This window comes from Telluria sp. ZT3P39 (assembly GCF_059685935.1).
Window position 1 is genome coordinate 373,672 of record NZ_JCASIH010000002.1, and the last position, 17,764, is coordinate 391,435.

The following is a 17,764-nucleotide window of genomic DNA, read 5'->3' on the forward strand; positions in this document are numbered from 1 at the left end:
AGCCTAGAAATAAATACTAATGAGCATCAATTGTTGAAGGCGGCTCAGTTACCGAAGTAGCGCCCCGGGCGATGCCAGGCCATGACCATGCTGCTCATGGCGATCGCGCTCAGGCACGACCAGCCGACCAGTTCCGGCGTCACGAGCGTCAGCGCCGCCAGCAGGATGACGGCGTCGATCAGCACCTGGGTGCGGCCGGCATTGATCGCGTATTTCTTTTGCAGCCAGAGCGTGACGATACCGGTGCCGCCCACGCCGGCCCCATGACGCGCCAGGGCCAGGATGCCCATGCCGCAGAAAGTGCCGCCGCCGAGGGCTGCCAGCATCGGGTTCACGTGTCCGATGACCAGGCCATAGGGCACGAGCCTGAGCATCGCCATGATGAGCACGCTGACCGCGAGCGACTTGATGGTGAAGCGCGCACCCATGAACAGGTAGCCGAACAGGAAGAACGGCAGGTTGATGAGCATGAACAGCAGGCCGACCGGATAGCCGGTGGTGTAGGAAATCAGCAGCGAAATACCCGCCACGCCGCCCGTGATCAGCCCCGCGGCCTGCAGCAGCAGGACGCCCATGACGACGAACAGCACGCCCACGGCAATCCCGTAGAGATCGTCCAGGAAGGAATGCGGCTTGACGGACACCGGACGGTTCGCCTGCACCCGTGAAGACGGCAAGGTGCCTTGCATCATCGCACCGCCGCTGCAGGCAAGACCGGCGCACGCAGGGCGATCGTGGCGCAAGGGGAAGATAGCGAGCCGGACAGGAGACGGTGATTCATTTTCCTCATGGTTCTCAGAGTAGCTGCCGGATTACGGAGTGAGCACTTGCGACAACAAAAGACGGGAACGTGGATGGTACTGCTGGGTATAGCCGCTTATTATTACCGATGTTGCAGCGCAATGTAAGACGAGGAAACGATATGTCGGTCATTCGGGAAACGAATAACCGGGAGAGGTGGAAGGCGTGGGAATGCGATACTGCTCATGGCCGGGTTGAACGCGTGGGCAAGAAACTTGCCCACGCTACGGGTTCATGCTGATCTACTTGTACAGCACGCCCGGCAGCCACAACCCGATCGCCGGGAAGGCATACAACAGGATGATGCCCAGGACCTGGATGCCCATGAAGGGCAGCATGCCCATGAAGATCTGGTTCAGGGTCACGTGCGGCGGCGCCACGCCCTTCAGGTAGAAGGCCGACATCGCCACCGGCGGCGACAGGAAGGCCGTCTGCAGGTTCATCGCCACCAGCAGGCCGAAGAACAGCGGGTCGATATTGAAGTGGGCCAGCAGCGGCACGAAGATCGGCATGAAGATGACGATGATCTCGGTCCACTCCAGCGGCCAGCCGAGCAGGAAGATGATCACCTGCGCCAGCAGCATGAACTGCACCGGCGTCAGATTCATTCCCAGCACCCAGGCATTGATGATCTCCTGCCCGCCCAGCAGCGCGAACGCGGCCGAGAAGATGCTCGAGCCGACGAACAGCCAGCACACCATGGCCGTCGTCTTGGTGGCCAGGTGGGCGGACTCGCGCAGCAGGTTGAAGTTGAAGCGGCGGTAGGCGATCGCCAGGATCAGCCCCCCGAAGGCGCCCATGGCCGCCGCCTCGGTGGGCGTGGCCAGCCCGAACACGATGCTTCCCAACACCGCCAGGATCATGATCGCCAGCGGGAACAAGGACCCGAGCAGCATCTTGAAGATCTCGAGCCGCGCGAAGCTGAAGAAGATGTAGAAGACGAGCATGGCGGCGGCGCCGACCGCCAGCACGATCCAGAAGGTGGTGGAGGCGGTCCTGGCCAGCGGCTCCTGCGCCGGGATGCTCGACGCAGCCTCCATGGCCTCGGGGCCGGCCGGGGCGGACGGCGCTGACACCGTCGGCGGCGTGGCGACCGCGCCCTCGGCTGGCGGCTCGGCCAGGGCGCCCTCCGCGGGCGGCTCCTGCAAGCCACCGGTGTCGCCGCTGCTGGATGCCTCGACGTCCTGCTGCGCGCCCATCTCGACCAGTTCGGTGGGCGCCGCTTCCGGCGCCGTGACCAGCCGGTAGCTCACGCCCATGACCAGGGCAAAGGCGAGTGCCGGCAGCAAGGCAATGAACAGGTTCGACATCAGGGTGCGGCTCGGCACGTTCGCGGCGAGCGGTCCCTTGATCGCGCCGACCAGGCCGCGCACCGCGCCCTTGTGGTAGGCGCCGGGAATGGCCTGCGTGTATTCCGGCAGCGCGACGATCCGCTCCGCCGCGGGCAGCGGCGGCGCCCAGGCGGGTTTGAGCTTGGCGACGATCAGCACATAGGCCACATACAGCCCGGCCAGCATGATCCCCGGGAAGAAGGCGCCCGCATACAGCTTGACCACCGAGACCCCGGCCGTGGCGCCATACACGATCAGCAGCACCGAGGGCGGAATCAGGATGCCCAGGCAGCCGCCCGCCGTGATGCAACCGGCCGATAACTGGGTGCTGTAGCCGGCCTTGAGCATCGCCGGCAGCGCAAGCAGGCCCATGAGCGTGACCACCGCGCCGACGATGCCGGTGGCGGTGGCGAAGATGGCGCAGGTGACGATGGTGGCCACCGCCAGCGAACCGGGCACGCGCGCCATCGCGATGTGCAGGCTCTTGAACAGCCGCTCGATCAGGTTGGCGCGTTCGACCAGATAGCCCATGAAGATGAACAGCGGGATCGAGATCAGCACGTCGTTGGCCATCACTGAATACGCGCGCTGCACCATCAGGTCGAGCGTGAGCTGGGTGGCCTGGCTGGGGTCACTGCTGTGGAAGGCGAACCACGCGAACATCATGCCCATGCCCATCAGGGTAAAGGCGGTCGGGAAGCCGAGCATGATGGCCACCACCACCAGCGCCAGCATCAACAGGCCCAGGTGGCCGTTGGTCATGTCGGCGGGCGCCGGCATCAGGATGAACAGGCCGACGACGATCGCCAGCAGGATCGACAGGCCGAACCAGATTTCCTTCCTCATGACGCCCTCCCCTCGTCGACATGCACCATGGCCTTGAGTTTATCGACGTCGACCTCCTCGACATCGGGCTCGCGCGCGGGCCAGTCGCCGTTACGCAGGCAGACCACGCAGCGCACGATCTCGACAAGACCCTGCAGCAGCAGCAGGATGCCGGCGAAAGGAATCACCATCTTGAAAGGATACAGCGGCGGGCCGTTGGCGGTGAGCGTGGAGTGCTCGCGGATGGCGAAGGACTCGGCGGCATAGGTGTAGCCGGCCCAGCACAGGGCGACCACTCCGGGGATGAAGAAGACGATGTAGAGCAGCAGGTCCAGCCCGGCCTGCAGGCGCGGCGGGAAGAAGCTGTACAGCACGTCCCCGCGCACATGGCCGTTCTTGGCCAGCGTGTAGGCGCCCGCCATCATGAAGGCGGCGCCGTACATCATGATCATCAGATCGAAGGCCCAGGGGTTGGGCGTGTTCAGGGCATAGCGTGCAAACACTTCCCAGGTAATGAGGAAGGTCAGCGCCACGATCAGCCAGGAGAAGGCCTGGCCCACCCAGCTGCTGACCCGGTCGACGAAAAACAAAACGTTCTGCATGGAGCTGCTCCCGGTCGCCAAGAAAGCGCCACCCTCGGTTTGAACGGGGGTGGCGCGCATGAAGCTCAAGACGTGCTTACGCCTTCTTTGGCGGCGGCGCCTTGCGACCGAAGTAGTGGTTGTAGGCCATGCGGCGCGGGTTGTTGGTGTCCATGTCCCACTTCATCGCGCGCTCGGCAAAGGCGCGCATCGACGCCTCGACCTTCTTGAACAGCGGGTTGTCGGCGCCCTTCTTGGCCACCACCTGGTCCCAGATGGCCAACTGCTGCTGCAGGATCGCGTCCGGCGTCTTGTAGAACTTGACGCCGTCCTTGGCCTGCATGTCGCGGTAGTCCTTGGAATAGCGGTCGACCGCTTTCCACGACATGTCGGACGATGCCGCCTCCACCGCATTCTCGATGATCGACTTGAGCTTGGCCGGCAGCGCGGCGTACTTGGCCTTGTTGAAGGTGATCTCGAAGGTTTCGGAACTCTGGTGGAAGCTTTGCAGCATGCAGATCTTCGAGACGTCCGGGAAGCCGAGCAGCCGGTCCGAGCTGGCGTTGTTGAACTCGGCGCCATCGAGCAGGCCGCGGTCCATGGCCGGCACGATCTCGCCGCCCGGCAGCGCATTGACCGCCGCGCCCATGGCGGTAAACAGGTCGATCGCCAGGCCATTGGTGCGGAACTTCATGCCCTTCAGGTCTTCTGCCTTGCTGATCGGTTTCTTGAACCAGCCCAGCGGCTGGGTCGGCATCGGGCCGGTGAGGAAAGAGACAACGTTGGCGCCGATGCCGTTGTACAGCTCGGCCAGCAGCTCCTTGCCGCCGCCGTACTTGTGCCAGGCGAGCACCATGTTGGCATCCATGCCGTAGGCCGGGCCCGAGGTCCATAGCGCGATGGCGCTTTGCTTGCCGTAGTTGTAGCCCATGACGCCATGGCCGCCGTCGAGCGTGCCCTTGGAGACGGCGTCCAGCAGGCCGAAGGCCGGAACGACGGCGCCGGCAGGCAGCACCTCGATTTTCAGTTCGCCGCCGGTCATGTCGTTGACCTTCTTGGCGAAGTCCAGCGCGTACTCGTGGAAGATGTCCTTGCTCGGCCAGGTGCTCTGGAAGCGCATCTGCTTGGGCGTCTGCGCACTGGCGATCATCGGGAAGGCCAGCGTGGCCCCGGCGGTGCCGGCGGCTGCATTGCCCAGGAACTTACGCCGGCCAGGAACCGACTGCTTCGACTCTTTATCACCCTTCTTCATGCTTATGTCTCCTGTCTAGTTTTTAATTACATGGACTGAATCGATACACGCACAAATTCTGGCTTCGAGAAAACACCCTCCTCGATACGACGCCGCACATCCGTTTGGAGAATGTGCCTGTTTCCTTACGGATTGCTTACGTAGTACATACGCAGGATGTTATCGTTTTAATGTTGTGTCAAGAATATGTTTGCGGGTCAATCCCGCGCAGCGCAGCGGTGCGCCTCAACGGGCCAGCAAGTGGGGGCCGATCTCTTCCACCGACTTGGCGCCGGTAAGGACCATGTTGGTGCGCAGATCCTTCTCCATGATGGCCAGCAGCCGCTCGACGCCGGCCTGGCCCTGCGCCGCCAGCGCGTAGACGAAAGCGCGCCCGAGCAGCACGCCATCGGCGCCCAGCGCCAGCATGCGGAACACGTCGGTGCCGGTGCGCACGCCGCCGTCGGCGAAGATCGTCATCTTGCCTTTCACCGCGTCGGCGATCGACGGCAGCGCCTGGGCGGTGGACAAGGCGCCGTCTAACTGGCGGCCGCCGTGGTTGGAGACCACGATGCCGTCGGCGCCAAAACCGAGTGCGGCGTAGGCATCGTCGGCGTCGAGGATGCCTTTCAGGATCAAGCTGCCCTTCCACTCGTCGCGGATCCACTGCAGGTCTTGCCAGGCGATGTCGGGATCAAAGTTCTCGCCCAGCCAGCCGATGTAGTCTTCCAGGCCGGTGGCGTGGCCGCGGTAGGCCGAGATATTCCCGAGGTCGTGCGGACGGCCATGCAGGCCGACGTCCCAGGCCCAGCGCGGATGCAGCATCGCCTGCACCATGCGCCGCAGCGGGCCGTTCGGGCCGCTCATGCCGCTATGGGCGTCGCGGTAGCGGTTGCCGGGGACCGGCATGTCGACCGTGAAGACCAGCGTGGTCGCGCCCAACTCCCAGGCGCGGCGCATCACGTCGCGCATGAAGGCGCGGTCTTTCAGCACGTAGAGCTGGAACCAGATGGGTTTGGATGCCTGGGCGGCGACCTCCGACAGCGGGCAGACCGAGACGGTGGACTGGATGAAGGGGATGTTCCTGTGGCAGGCGGCGCGGACTGCCTGAACCTCGCCGCGGCGGGCGAACATGCCGGTCAGGCCGATGGGGGCCAGCGCGATGGGGAGGGAATAGTGCTGGCCAAACCAGCTGGTGGTGAGGTCGAGTTGGGAGGAACCGCGCAATACCTTTTGTCGCAGCTTTACCTGTTGAAGATCGTCGACGTTGGCGCGGAGGGTCTGTTCGGCGCCGGCGCCGCCGTCAAGGTAGTGGAACAGGAATGGTGGGAGCCGGCGTCGGGCGGCTTCGCGAAAGTCGGTGGCGGAGGAGATGATCATGGGCGTTAGGGTGCAGCGGTGGTCAGCAAGTCTGCAGTTCGCGAAGACCGAAACCATAAGTCGGGCTTTCCCCTTGGCATCCTGAACGAGCGTAAAGTAAATGTCAATAAACTCTTCATCTCAGGATCTGGAACTACGTCTGGCAAAAGTGTGCAAGGAAGACACACTCGACGCCGGCCCCGAACTTGGCGTGCGTTCGTAAGTCGCTGGCCTTACCTTCCCGAAGATACAATCAAAATTTGCCGGAGTTCGCGTTTTCCGGGAGCCGAACGCGCGAAGAGTACATTCGCTACTGGGAAAACTGAAGTATGCGTGCTTTTCTATTTGCTCACCTTTTTCAACTTGCCTCGCTGAGCGGCCATACTCTAACTACGAAAAACACCTCAAGGTCGCCTATGCAACTCACCACATGAGCGCGCCATAAGCGGCAATATCCAATGAACCAAAACGTTCCCGGCCAAATACATACTCAGGATTAACGATCGCCACATTCGAATAATTTATCATTAAAACTCGAAGTCGCTGCACAGGGACTATTTCGAATATGCGAGCAGGTAGAATATTCACAAAAAGCGAAATAGTCGTAACACGCCATATCCCTACCGACGGCGAACCGGCAAGTCAACATCGATATACCTTACATATCAACGACACGGTAATTCACACGATTTGCCCCGACAAAACGCGTTTTTCGGCTCAAGTATGACTCGATCTCCTCGCGACGAGCCTGGACTTCGCCTTCGGCGATCTTCGAAATTTCCGACGTACGCCCAAGCCCTATTGAATGTATAGACGTGCCGATCCGTATACCGCTTTTATTCGCTACCAGCCAACGGTCATGGATTGGATGCACCCCGTGCGGCTTAACCCCTACCACCACTATATCAGTCCGCGGTGGGTCTTCATCACTAATATCGCTCCATCTATCGCGAAAAAGCTCCTCATGCGTACTGCTCCCGAGATACTTCTTGATGTAGTCCTCGCATAATAATAACTTAATCGTCGCGGCAGGCTTTTCTTCCTGGATCATCTTGAGAATTTCAAATTCATCAGGCCCAAAGTATGGATCGCTAATCAACACTTCATCAACAACGAATTCCTTGACCCATTCCTTTAGCTGTGACAAAGCCGCATCTCGATCCCCATGTCGAAATAAGTTACTGGTAGTCGCGTCGCCTTGCACGCCTGCCCCAGTTCGACCCGCCAAATGGCATGCCAATTCGGCAGCAGACATACTCGAGTCCAATATAGCCGCGAGCGTGGATAATTCCTTCGGGCTGTGTTGGTACCGCCGATTTACATTCTCAATAAACCACGACCAAATAGGAAAAGCTTGAATTAATGGGATGCACGATGCCCGTTGAACGAGAAACTCCATATCATCTAAATGGCGTGCACTAAACCGCCCTGCCAACATCGAGCGAAAATTCCCCCAAGCAACCTCGATTAACTCATCATCAGACAAATTCAGCTCATCTTTTTGCTTCGTCGATTTATCGAAAAGCTTTTTCCGACTCTTCAAAACTTTTAGATGACTCGACAATTGTTTAGCACGATGCCGAGCTGGATCGTTATCCAACAATACAACTAACTCGTCAGCAAGCTTCGGGTCAATCTGATGTGCAATATCAAGAATTCGTCTCTGCTTCTCCGCAATATCCTCTTTCTTTTCTAGCGAATCGGCGAGTTGAAAAGCCTCTTTTAACATTAGATGGCAGAACCCGGCATCGATCTTTCCTACCATTTCGCTCATCCACCGATACCTATCGATTTTATCTTTTAGCGAGGGGATTTCATTAGTAAGGGACTTCGCCTCAGCTAACCACACCTTTGCAATTGCAATTTCTTTAGGCGCAGCCTGGACCGCTATCATACAGATGACAACTGCTCGATCAGCCTTATTCGGAATATCATCGGCCAGCTTCTTTAAATCGCGCCATTGTTGCAGATTTACTTTTTCGAATTCACTCTGCACACGCAGCAGACGGGCGCGCGCCGCGATTTGATAACCGAGGTGGGTAATATTCTCAACGTCCGGAAGCGCAGTCGATACCAACCGGTTTAGTTCATCAGTAAATTTCTTCTTCTGAACGACAGTAAAAATATTTCTGTTTTTCGATGATAACAAACAGTCGCAGAAAGTTCCTATGGCCGACAATAAAGAGGAATCGTGCTTTAGCTTCGTCATCACTGACACGATATCCAAAGCCCTCGCATAATCCAGTCTATACTCAGCTACAGATGACGTCGGCTTAGGATCATAAGGGCTAAGCTGAGAGTGTAAAGCCAGGCAAATCGCCTCCCGTGCGAGATCTTGCTCCTCCCTAGCTAGTGACGTCAAGTACATTTCGGCCAAGTTTGGCGCACTAATGTATAGCGCAGGCGCGGCCTCCGTGATTAAATAACTTCGCCATGACGCGAGATCCTCAGGAATCGAATCGATAAGGGGCCGAATATATTGAGTCGTAATTTCTTCGCACCTTGACTTATCCCCCGCCGCCCAGCACTTTACCGCAAGATCAATCCATAGCTTGATCTGCTCAGTCGTCCCAGGCACCCGTTTAACGAGATTTGACAGCCTTGTAAAGACGCGCTCATCTACAGCCTTTGCATTTACCAAACCTATGAACGAACGTATTGACAACGTTATGCTTGTCATGATCATCGGTTCAATCTCGAGAGAGATCAGCGACTGACTGGCATAGTCATCCATCAGCTGGTCCATCCACCGTTCGGCCAATTCAGAATTATGCGGCGCGAGTATCTCGACGATTTGAAATCCGACGTTTAGTTTGTAACCGCCGTCAGGCATCTCATCCCAGCAGGGCAAAAGATTTTTGTCCAAGTTGAGATCTCGTGCTACGTTAGGGTAATTTTTTGCAAGCATTGCATATGTTGATGCGAGTGCGAGCATTCGAACGTCAGGTCCCAGCAGTTTCTTCCAGAAAGTGAGGATCTCATGAGCACGAGGCCTTGTAATATCAAAGTCATCGTTCTCGCGCAGCTTTGCTAACATGTCCATGCCTGCATGATCTTTGTCGATCAAAGTCGTTATCGAGCCGACCGCATCGATGACGTTGCCATAACCTGAAGCATAAGACCGATCAGTCAGAATCACTCGTGAAAGATGCCGAAACGCCTTATTACGAGAGGCGGAAGTGTTCAACCTTCCCGCTAAGCTAAATGCCTTATCGGTGTAATTTCTAGCAAGGGCGCGAATTGCTTGACGAGTAATACTGTAGTGATCAACGGTGGATGCTAAGAGATCTTCTATACATTCAATCAGCCGCATTGCAGAAGCGGACGTTAAATCAGTTTCCGTATCGATGATATTCTGCTGCGTGCAGTCGTGCATATAATGGAGAATCCACGCAAAACACGTTGTCTTTGTGCCGATGTCAGCCATATCGTCCACAATTGCAAAAATCTCAGTTGCACGCTCCACCGCCTTCTCAATGCTGTCGACCGCATCCGCCAGCAAGAACAACATTTTCAGGCGGACGTAAAATTCGGATGTGCCATTTGCCGCAACTACTGTTTTTTGCGACTCGACAGTCTCCAGAATAGCGCGTGCCTTTGCACGATCGGTCAGATTTGGGAGAATAGCTACAATCGGTATGAAATCACTTAATTTTGGCAAGTACTCCGTCTGTTCAACCATGAGATTCAGTGCATAATCCGCAACTTCGGCAGAATCTTGGTTTTTTGAATTATTCTCGAGCCATACTCCTACGAAGAACATCCGGTGCTCAAAGCCGAGGGTTTCTATCTTTTCAATGACTCTGACAGCACTATACTTTGCAAACACCGCAGCGGCAGCCTCTACAAATTCCTTTATTTTCGAGTCCGTTATTCGATCTCGTGTTTTTTTCTGAGCGCGCTCTCTGGCATCGTCCGTAAGATTGGAAGTAGACATTGCGGCGTGTAAAGTCGCGAACGCAAAATCACGCCCTTTTCCATCATTTTTATCTTTTTCGCACGTATGAAGAATTTCAATTGCAAGGTCGGGATCTATCCCAATCAGATCATTGGCTATCACACTGGCTTTACGACCTAAGTCCTTGAAATCTACATATTTCGACGCTTCCACGATCTGTTCCTTTAGCTCAGACGGGAGATTTAACTTCTTTGCGATCAAGTATTGGCCTATACATGCTAATAGCGCAAACCGGTCCTCTTTTGTGGACGCCTGACCAGCTATCGTCACCGCCTCCTCGATCTTTCCAAGAGTAAGGAGCGCTTGGACCATCATACGGCTAGAATCTGAGTTTTCGATTTCAATAAAAACTGATCCCATCATAGAGAATTGGAACGTATTTGCAACGTTACGCAACTTCTCCGCAGTTTCGCGGCCAATGGCAGCATGATTTTTTAGAACCGATATGCTTTTTTCCTCGGCAAGAAGTCGATGAAAGTGTTCGTTATCAAGAGTCTCAATTATTTTCTCAAATTTGCCCGCATCTGTTAATTGCTCTGGAAGAAAGGATAGTGAATCGCGGTCCAACGGCCTTAACAAGAAGTCTTCGATGAGCATATTTTGAGCTCGAACTCGTAAACTTTCTAGTTTTTTAGCAATAAACCTGCGTTGCGGCTCTGAACGAAATCTTATCGTGTGATCGATCTCATTCACGCTTATGAAATACGTTTTTCCTAAAAGTTCTCGAATATCATCGGGCAAGATTTGTGTCAATTTGGAAAGATCTTCAATAGACAGTGAGCGCGAAGAAAATATGAGCAGCCCTAGTAACATCTTTAGAGGCTCACTGGCTGCCCCATCTACCCGCTTCCAGTCGATCTCAAAATAATCGTTTGCACCGGCGTATCGGTGAGCAATGACTTCACCTAAGGAAATACCAGTTCGCATTGAACGCAATGCAACCTCCAACCGAAATGGCAGTCCTTGTGAGAAGTGCTTTAAGTCGCGGATATCGGATTCGCTAGGTTCAAATTCGGAAAAATACTTTCTAATTTGTGGCTGATCGAATGGCAAAACATGTTGGGTTTGAATAAGGAGGCGTTCCGCCTCAGGCAAGTTCACCTCTTTAAGTTCACCAGAGATTACAAATCGGAACTCGCGCAATCCTAATGGAAGAACATCTTCAAATAGATAATCAACAACGCGCTGCCGATCAGCAATATCAATGTCGGCCAAACCATCGATCACAAATATAATTGGTTTGCTCTTAGCATGCTTCTGCAACCTGAGCATTAATTTCAGTACATCAGAAGAGGACGCGTGATCACTCGGAAAGCGTTTAGCCTCGAACAGCCAATAGATCTGTTCTGTAATGGCAAGATTGAAATAGTCCTTAGAGTAAGACATGCGACTCAAAGGTGAAATGAAAAGCCCGATCACCGTCTCCGGCCTGCGCTCCATCAATTGCGCAAGAATCGTAGTTTTGCCGATTCCTTCCTCACCTTCAATAAACACGACTTGCATCGTTTTAAGAGCGTGTTCGATCGCGTCCAACTGACTTTCTCGCTCAATCGCTACGAGTGCGGCAGGGGGAAAATTGCGGCAAATATTTGGAAGACCGGTAACATTCATGACCAAGGCACCCTAGGGAAACATGTAGAGTACCGTTAACTTAAGGAATTTGTACATGGCAAAGATGTGTCACCGAAATTTTTTGTTGAGACCGTGACTTCCCATCGATGTCTTATGCCATATGCATTCACACGAAAAACTCGTCGCCCTATCCATTCAAAAACCCTCGTTGCATAAACCGAGAATAGGGAGACGAACACGGGGATGACAGCGCATCTTGCAGCTTCACTCATCATAGAAGCGTAAGTCGACGTCGCGTGATTCAGCATTTATAACAGCACGAATGGCCAATCAATGGAAGGACATTACTTCCCAAGTTGTTCGTCGAAGACGAAAAAAAGCCCCAACACGTGGGGCTTTTTTCAGGAACTTGGCGGAAGCGGTGAGATTCGAACTCACGAACGGGTTCCCCCGTCGGCAGTTTTCAAGACTGCTGCCTTCAACCACTCGGCCACGCTTCCTTGAGGAACTGGCATTATACATAAATCATCCCCGCCGGACAGGACAAATCCGCCGCCGGGCCGGCTGCAGTCAGCTCACCAGCAGCCAGTTCTCCCGCAAGCTGCGCTCGAAGTCAAACGCCGGCACCGGCTTGCTGTACAAGTAGCCCTGCACCTCATCACACCCCGCCTCGCGCAGGAACTCGAGCTGCTCCAGGGTCTCCACTCCCTCCGCAATCACGCGCAAATTCAGCTTGCGCGCCATGCTGATGATGGTCCCCGCAATCGCGCAGTCGCTCGGATCGAGCGGAATCCCGGTCGTGAACGAGCGGTCGATCTTCAAGGTGTGGATCGGGAAGCGCTTCAGGTAAGACAGGCTCGAATACCCGGTCCCGAAATCGTCCAGCGACAGCGACACGCCCAGCTCCGTGATGCGGTCCATGATGGTGGTCACGCGCTCGAAGTCGTGCATCAAGGTGCTTTCGGTGATCTCCAGTTCCAGCCAAGACGCGTCCAGCTGGTAGCGCAGCAGCGTGTCGGCCACGCGCGCCGGCAGGGTCGGCGTGAACTCGCGCGCCGAGACGTTCACCGCCAGGCGGAAAGGCGGTACGCCGGCGCGCTGCCAGATCGCGGCCTGGGCGCAGGCCTGTTCCAGCACCCATTCGCCCACCTGCACGATCAGGCCCGTGGTTTCGGCGAGCGGGATGAATTCACTCGGCGGCACCAGGCCGCGGGTCGGATGCAGCCAGCGCACCAGCGCTTCGGCGCCGACGATGCGGCCACTGCCGATCTCGAACTTCGGCTGGTAGTACAGGATCAGTTCACCATTGCCCAGACCGTGGCGCAGGTCGGACTCGATGCGCATGCGTTCCTGCATGCCCTGGTTCATGTCCTGGCTGAAGAAGGCGACGCTGCGGTCCGGATTGTCGGCCGCCTGCTTGGCCCTTTCCATCGCGATATCGGCCAGGCCCAGCAGAGTCTCGGCGTCGCCGCCGTCCTGCGGGTAGACGCTGATGCCGATGCTGGCGCCCACGCGCAGGTCGTGGCCGGCGATCAGGAAAGGCGCATCGAGCGAAGCCTGCAGCTTTTGCGCGACGGTGGTCGCCTCGAAGTGCTGGCGGATGTCGAACAGGCCGACCGCGAATTCGTCGCCGGACAGGCGCGCCACCACGTCTTCGTCGCGCAAGGTAGCGCGCAGGCGCTGGGCGACCTGGCGCAGCAGCTCGTCGCCGATGCGGCGGCCCAGGGTGTCGTTGATGCGCTTGAAGCGGTTCAGGTCGACGAACAGCACGCAGCCGGTGGCTTCGTTGCGCTGGGCGACCATCAGGGCCTGGTCGACCAGGCGCGCGAACAGGGTGCGGTTCGGCAGGCCGGTCAGTTCGTCGTAATAGGCCAGGTGGTGCAGCTGTTCCTCGGCCTGTTTGCGCTCGGTGATGTCGGTGAGGTAGGCGATCAGGCCGATCGGGCGTTCGGCCATGTCGCGCAGCAGCGACAGCGACAGGCTGGCCCAGAACACCTCGCCCGACTTCTTGCGGCGCTTTACCTCCATCATGCGCCCGCCCTGCTCCGCGAACACGTCGTGGAAGCTCTCGTCTTCGTCGGCGTACAGGAACAGGATGTTGCGGCCGATAGCTTCCAGCGCGGTGTAGCCGAACAGCTCTTCGGCGCCGCGGTTCCAGCTGGTGATATAGCCCGTCTGGTCCATCGTCAGCACGGATTCGTGGATCTGGTCGAGGATCTGCGACTGGTGCGCGAGCTGGGCTTCCATCTGCGCGTAGGCGTGGGTCGAGCGCTGGGCCAGCGAGTGCACCTGCATCAGCGATGCGGTCAGCCGGGCCAGGCCCGCCAGCAACTGCGCGTCGTCAAGCGAATAGCTGCCCTTCCCTGCCACTTCGTACACGCCGAACTGCTCGGCCACGCCGGCCACGACCTGGCGCAGCGCGGGGCTGGCGCCGATCGGTGCGGCGACGGCGGCGCTGGGCAGGAAGCGACCCAGGGGGCTGCCCAGCAAACCGGCCGCGATCGCTCCCAGCGTCTCGTGCAGGGCGCCGCCGCGCAAGCGCAGCACGGCGTCGCAGACGGCGTTCGAGCCGCCGATGAAGTCGGGCGATGCGTCCAGGGAGAGGGCTTCGGGCATGTCAGACATTCCGGCCGACCTGGATGGCCCAGTGATAGGCGTTCAACTGGCTGATCCACCAGTCGGCGGGGTCGATGCCCGCCGCATCGAGCTCGCCGCTCGATGGATGGGATTCGGTCATGCGCAGCCAGGCGCCCAGCTTGCCGCTGCGCGCGAGCAGCGCGCCCGAGACGTGCGGCGGCAACTGCAGGTCGGCGACGATGTCCGTCATCGGCATGTGCAGCAGCCGGTCGAGCAGCGAGAACACGCCGGTCATGAAGGCCAGGTCGCATTCGTCGCGCGGGCCGCCGTCCAGCGTGCACAGGGCTTCGAGTTGCGCGCCGCGGCGGGCGGCCAGCGGCAGCAAGAGGTTGGGCAAGCCGTCCGGCTGCTGGCGCGCGTACAGCAGCAATTGCAGCCAGCGCTGCAGCTGGCGCCGCCCCAGCAGGTTGATGGCCTGGTTGAAGCTGGTGATCTGGGTGCTCACCGCAAACGCCGCCGAATTCACCAGCTTGAGCAGGTGGAAGGACAGCGCCGGGTCCTGCTTGAGTTGCAGTTCGATGTCGCGCGAATCGGCGTCGCGCGACAGCAGGCCAAGCAGCGTCAGGATGCGGCGGCGCGAGGTGCCGTCGTGGGCCTGGCTGCCGGCGAGCAGCGGGTCGTAGGGATAGTCGCCGCTGAACCAGTCGAAGCCGGCGGCCGCGCAGGCTTCGAGGCGCTGGGCGCTGTCGACGCGGCGCGCCAGGTGCGGTCCGAACAGCGCCGTCAAGCGGCCCGGAGGCGGCGCGTCCAAAGCGCAGTCGCGCGCGCTGCTGCGCAGTGAAGACGGCAGGGCCACGCCCGGGGGCGCTGCGCCGTCGAGCCAGATACGGTAGCCAATCTCGTGCAGTTCGGCCAGGTGGCGCGGGACGCCCTCCTCCAACAATGCGCCGGCGGCGATGACGAAGCCGATGCGGTTCGTTGGCATCAGGGCCAGCACCGGCGGCGTAAGGGCGGATGGATGGTCGAGCATGACCAGGCCGTCGAGCGGCGCGATCGCGGTCAGCAGGTCGGGCGTGCCGAACAGGGTCTGCAGGCGCTGCGACGGGTCGGCCTCGCCTGATACGTGCAGGCACAGCGCGACCCATTCGTTCTGCCCATTGGCGACCGGATCGACTGCTACCAGCGGAAATGGGTGGGGGTCCAGCTCGGCCATTGTGGGGGCTCTCAGTGATATTCGATCAATCTTATTGCACCGATTATCAGAAAGCAACACCTTTTGTTTCCATACGGATACATTTTACGACAAGTTTGTGCATTCTTAGGCAGATTCATCGAATCCGGCACGCTGGACCGCAAAACGGATGAGCTCCGCCTGCCCTTCGATGCCCAGTTTGCGCTTGATGTTCAGACGGTGGGTTTCCACCGTGCGTACCGATAGGTCGAGGTCGCGCGCGATCTGCTTGTTCGACTGGCCGGTGGCGATGTGGCGCAGGACTTCCTGCTCGCGCAGGGTCAGGCTGCCGGGCGTGGAGCCGGGGGCCATGGCCAACGGGCCGGCCAGCTGGCGCGCCAGCGCGGCGGAGTAATAGATGCCGCCGCCCATGACGGTGTCGATCGCCAGCACGATGTCCTTGCCCGGCGCGTCCTTGAGCACATAGCCGCGCGCGCCGGCTCCCATGGCCTGGGTCACGTATTCGGGTTTGTCGTGCATCGACAGGATCAGCACCGCGATGCCGGGATAGCGCCCGGTCAGCAGCGCGGTGGCCTCGATGCCGCTGCCGCCGCGCATGTTCACATCCATCAGTACCAGGTCCGGACGGCACAGGCCGACCTGCTCGAGCGCTTCCTGGCTCGATCCGGCTTCGCCCACCACGCGCAGGTGCGGCGCGGCTTCGAGCCGGGCGCGCAGGCCGTCGCGCACCAGGGGGTGGTCGTCTACCAGCAGGATGGTGGTCTCGTTCTGGTTCATGCGTGTTCCTTCAGGTCGATGCTGGCCACCACGCGGGTGCCCTGGGACGACGAGTCGATGGCCAGAGTGCCGCCGATTGCCTCCATCCGTTCCATCATGTTGCGCAGGCCGATGCCGCGCTGCGGGTGCACGGCCACGCTGTCGGCGTCGAAACCGGCGCCGTCGTCCGCCACGGTGAGGCTCAGGCAGCGGCGGCTGCGGCGGAGCAGCATCTCGATGCTGCGCGCGCCGGCGTGGCGTTCGGCGTTGGTCAGGGCCTCCTGCGCGATGCGAAACAGTACCGTGCCGGCCATCTCGGGCAGCGCGTCGACCGCGCCTTCCACGCGAAAGCGCACCGGGGTGCCGCTGTCCTGGCCGAATTCACCGGCCAGGTGCTCGAGCGCCGGCGCCAGGCCCAGGTCGTCGAGCAGCGCCGGGCGCAGGTCGTGCGAGATGCGGCGCACTTCGCCCAGCACCGACTTCACCTGCTCCACGGTGCGGTCCAGGTTGGCGCGGGCGGCCAGCTGCTGCTCTTCGCTGCCGGCCAGGCGGATGATGCCGGCTTCCAGCTGCAGCTTGACGGAGACCAGCGCCTGGCTGATCCCGTCGTGCAGGTCGCGCGACAGGCGCGCCCGCTCCTCTTCCTGCGATTCGACCACGCGCTGGGCCAGGGCTTTCAGCTTGGCGTCGGCCACGCGCAGCTCGCGCAAATTCAGGGCCAGGCCGGCGCCGGCCACCGCGCACGATGCCAGGATCGCCAGCCCGGCGATCCACAGCAGGGTTTCCTCGATGTTGCGCGACTGCTGGGCGTCGACCTGGGCCAGGGCGCTTTCCACGTCGTCCAGGTAGATGCCGGTGCCCATCACCCAGCCCCAGTTCGCCACCGGCACCACGTAGCCGAGCTTGGGAGCTTGCTGGTTCGACGATGGCTTGGCCCAGGTGTAGCGGTGAAAGCCGCCGCCGGCACGCGCACGCTCGATCAGGCGCTGAATGGTGGGGGTGCCGTTGGCGTCGACCCAGTTCCACATCTCGGTGCCCACCAGCTCGGGCTGGCGCGGGTGCATCAGGTTGCGGCCCTGCATGTCGTAGACGAAAAAATAGCCGTCGTCGCCGAAGCTCAAGGCACCCAGGATGCGCTTCGCCTCGCTCAGGGTGGCGGGGTCGTCGCGGCCCGAACGCACCAGGTGGCCGATCGACTGGGTGGCCAGCGCCACGTAATGGCGCAGCTCGGCTTCCTTGCTGGCCAGGTAAGCGCGCTGGATGGTGGCGCGCTGCTGCTGGGCCAGCTCGGCGGCCTGCTGGCGCACGAACAGGGCGATCGCGCACAGGGCCACGATCAGCGGCGCGATCGCCAGCACGATGACCTTCTGCCTCAGCCGCATGTCCCACACTCCCATTACTCCAAGACATCTATTCTAAGGCGGAACGGGCCAATCGGCCTGCGTACTACTACGGAGTGGCTGCGTAATCATGCGCTTGTGGTGCTGATAATCATGCAACATACTCCGCGGTACGCTGTCAAAAAACCGCCGGTACACGTGCTCCATCAGGTCACGCTGCCGGTCAAAACAAGAATCATTC

The 17,764-nt window shown here is 59.2% G+C and carries 10 protein-coding genes and 1 tRNA gene; all 11 read right to left on the reverse strand.

Going from position 1 to position 17,764, the window contains the following annotated elements; translation table 11 throughout:
• Positions 1 to 44 precede the first annotated feature (44 nt).
• Positions 45 to 692, reverse strand: a complete 648-nt coding sequence (locus AC56LR_RS03970) for a YitT family protein (protein ID WP_497127695.1) — start codon at positions 690 to 692, stop codon at positions 45 to 47.
• Positions 693 to 1,043: 351 nt separating this feature from the next.
• Positions 1,044 to 2,978 (reverse strand): TRAP transporter large permease, encoded by a 1,935-nt coding sequence (locus AC56LR_RS03975; protein WP_497127697.1) that lies wholly within the window; start codon positions 2,976 to 2,978, stop codon positions 1,044 to 1,046.
• Positions 2,975 to 3,559: a TRAP transporter small permease subunit gene (locus tag AC56LR_RS03980; RefSeq protein WP_497127699.1), complete on the reverse strand. Its 585-nt coding sequence runs from the start codon at positions 3,557 to 3,559 to the stop codon at positions 2,975 to 2,977. The genes AC56LR_RS03975 and AC56LR_RS03980 overlap by 4 nt, the downstream gene beginning before the upstream one ends.
• A 76-nt stretch (positions 3,560 to 3,635) precedes the next feature.
• Entirely contained in the window at positions 3,636 to 4,790 is a 1,155-nt protein-coding gene (locus AC56LR_RS03985; RefSeq protein ID WP_497127701.1) for a TRAP transporter substrate-binding protein, read from the reverse strand.
• Between the two features lie 225 nt (positions 4,791 to 5,015).
• Positions 5,016 to 6,149: an FMN-dependent L-lactate dehydrogenase LldD gene (lldD, locus tag AC56LR_RS03990; RefSeq protein WP_497127703.1), complete on the reverse strand. Its 1,134-nt coding sequence runs from the start codon at positions 6,147 to 6,149 to the stop codon at positions 5,016 to 5,018.
• Between the two features lie 637 nt (positions 6,150 to 6,786).
• Positions 6,787 to 11,697 carry a hypothetical protein gene (locus tag AC56LR_RS03995; protein ID WP_497127705.1) on the reverse strand — a complete coding sequence of 1,637 codons (4,911 nt, stop codon included), beginning with the start codon at positions 11,695 to 11,697 and terminating at the stop codon, positions 6,787 to 6,789.
• Positions 11,698 to 12,068: 371 nt separating this feature from the next.
• Positions 12,069 to 12,158 (reverse strand) — tRNA-Ser (locus tag AC56LR_RS04000).
• A gap of 70 nt (positions 12,159 to 12,228) precedes the next feature.
• Positions 12,229 to 14,274, reverse strand: coding sequence for a putative bifunctional diguanylate cyclase/phosphodiesterase (locus AC56LR_RS04005; protein ID WP_497127707.1), 2,046 nt, complete (start codon positions 14,272 to 14,274; stop codon positions 12,229 to 12,231).
• 1 nt (position 14,275) lies between these two features.
• Positions 14,276 to 15,448, reverse strand: a complete 1,173-nt coding sequence (locus tag AC56LR_RS04010; RefSeq protein ID WP_497127709.1) for an HDOD domain-containing protein — start codon at positions 15,446 to 15,448, stop codon at positions 14,276 to 14,278.
• Between the two features lie 105 nt (positions 15,449 to 15,553).
• Positions 15,554 to 16,204, reverse strand: coding sequence for a response regulator (locus AC56LR_RS04015; RefSeq protein WP_497127711.1), 651 nt, complete (start codon positions 16,202 to 16,204; stop codon positions 15,554 to 15,556).
• Positions 16,201 to 17,565 (reverse strand): cache domain-containing protein, encoded by a 1,365-nt coding sequence (locus AC56LR_RS04020; protein WP_497127713.1) that lies wholly within the window; start codon positions 17,563 to 17,565, stop codon positions 16,201 to 16,203. The genes AC56LR_RS04015 and AC56LR_RS04020 overlap by 4 nt, the downstream gene beginning before the upstream one ends.
• Between the last annotated feature and the right edge of the window lie 199 nt (positions 17,566 to 17,764).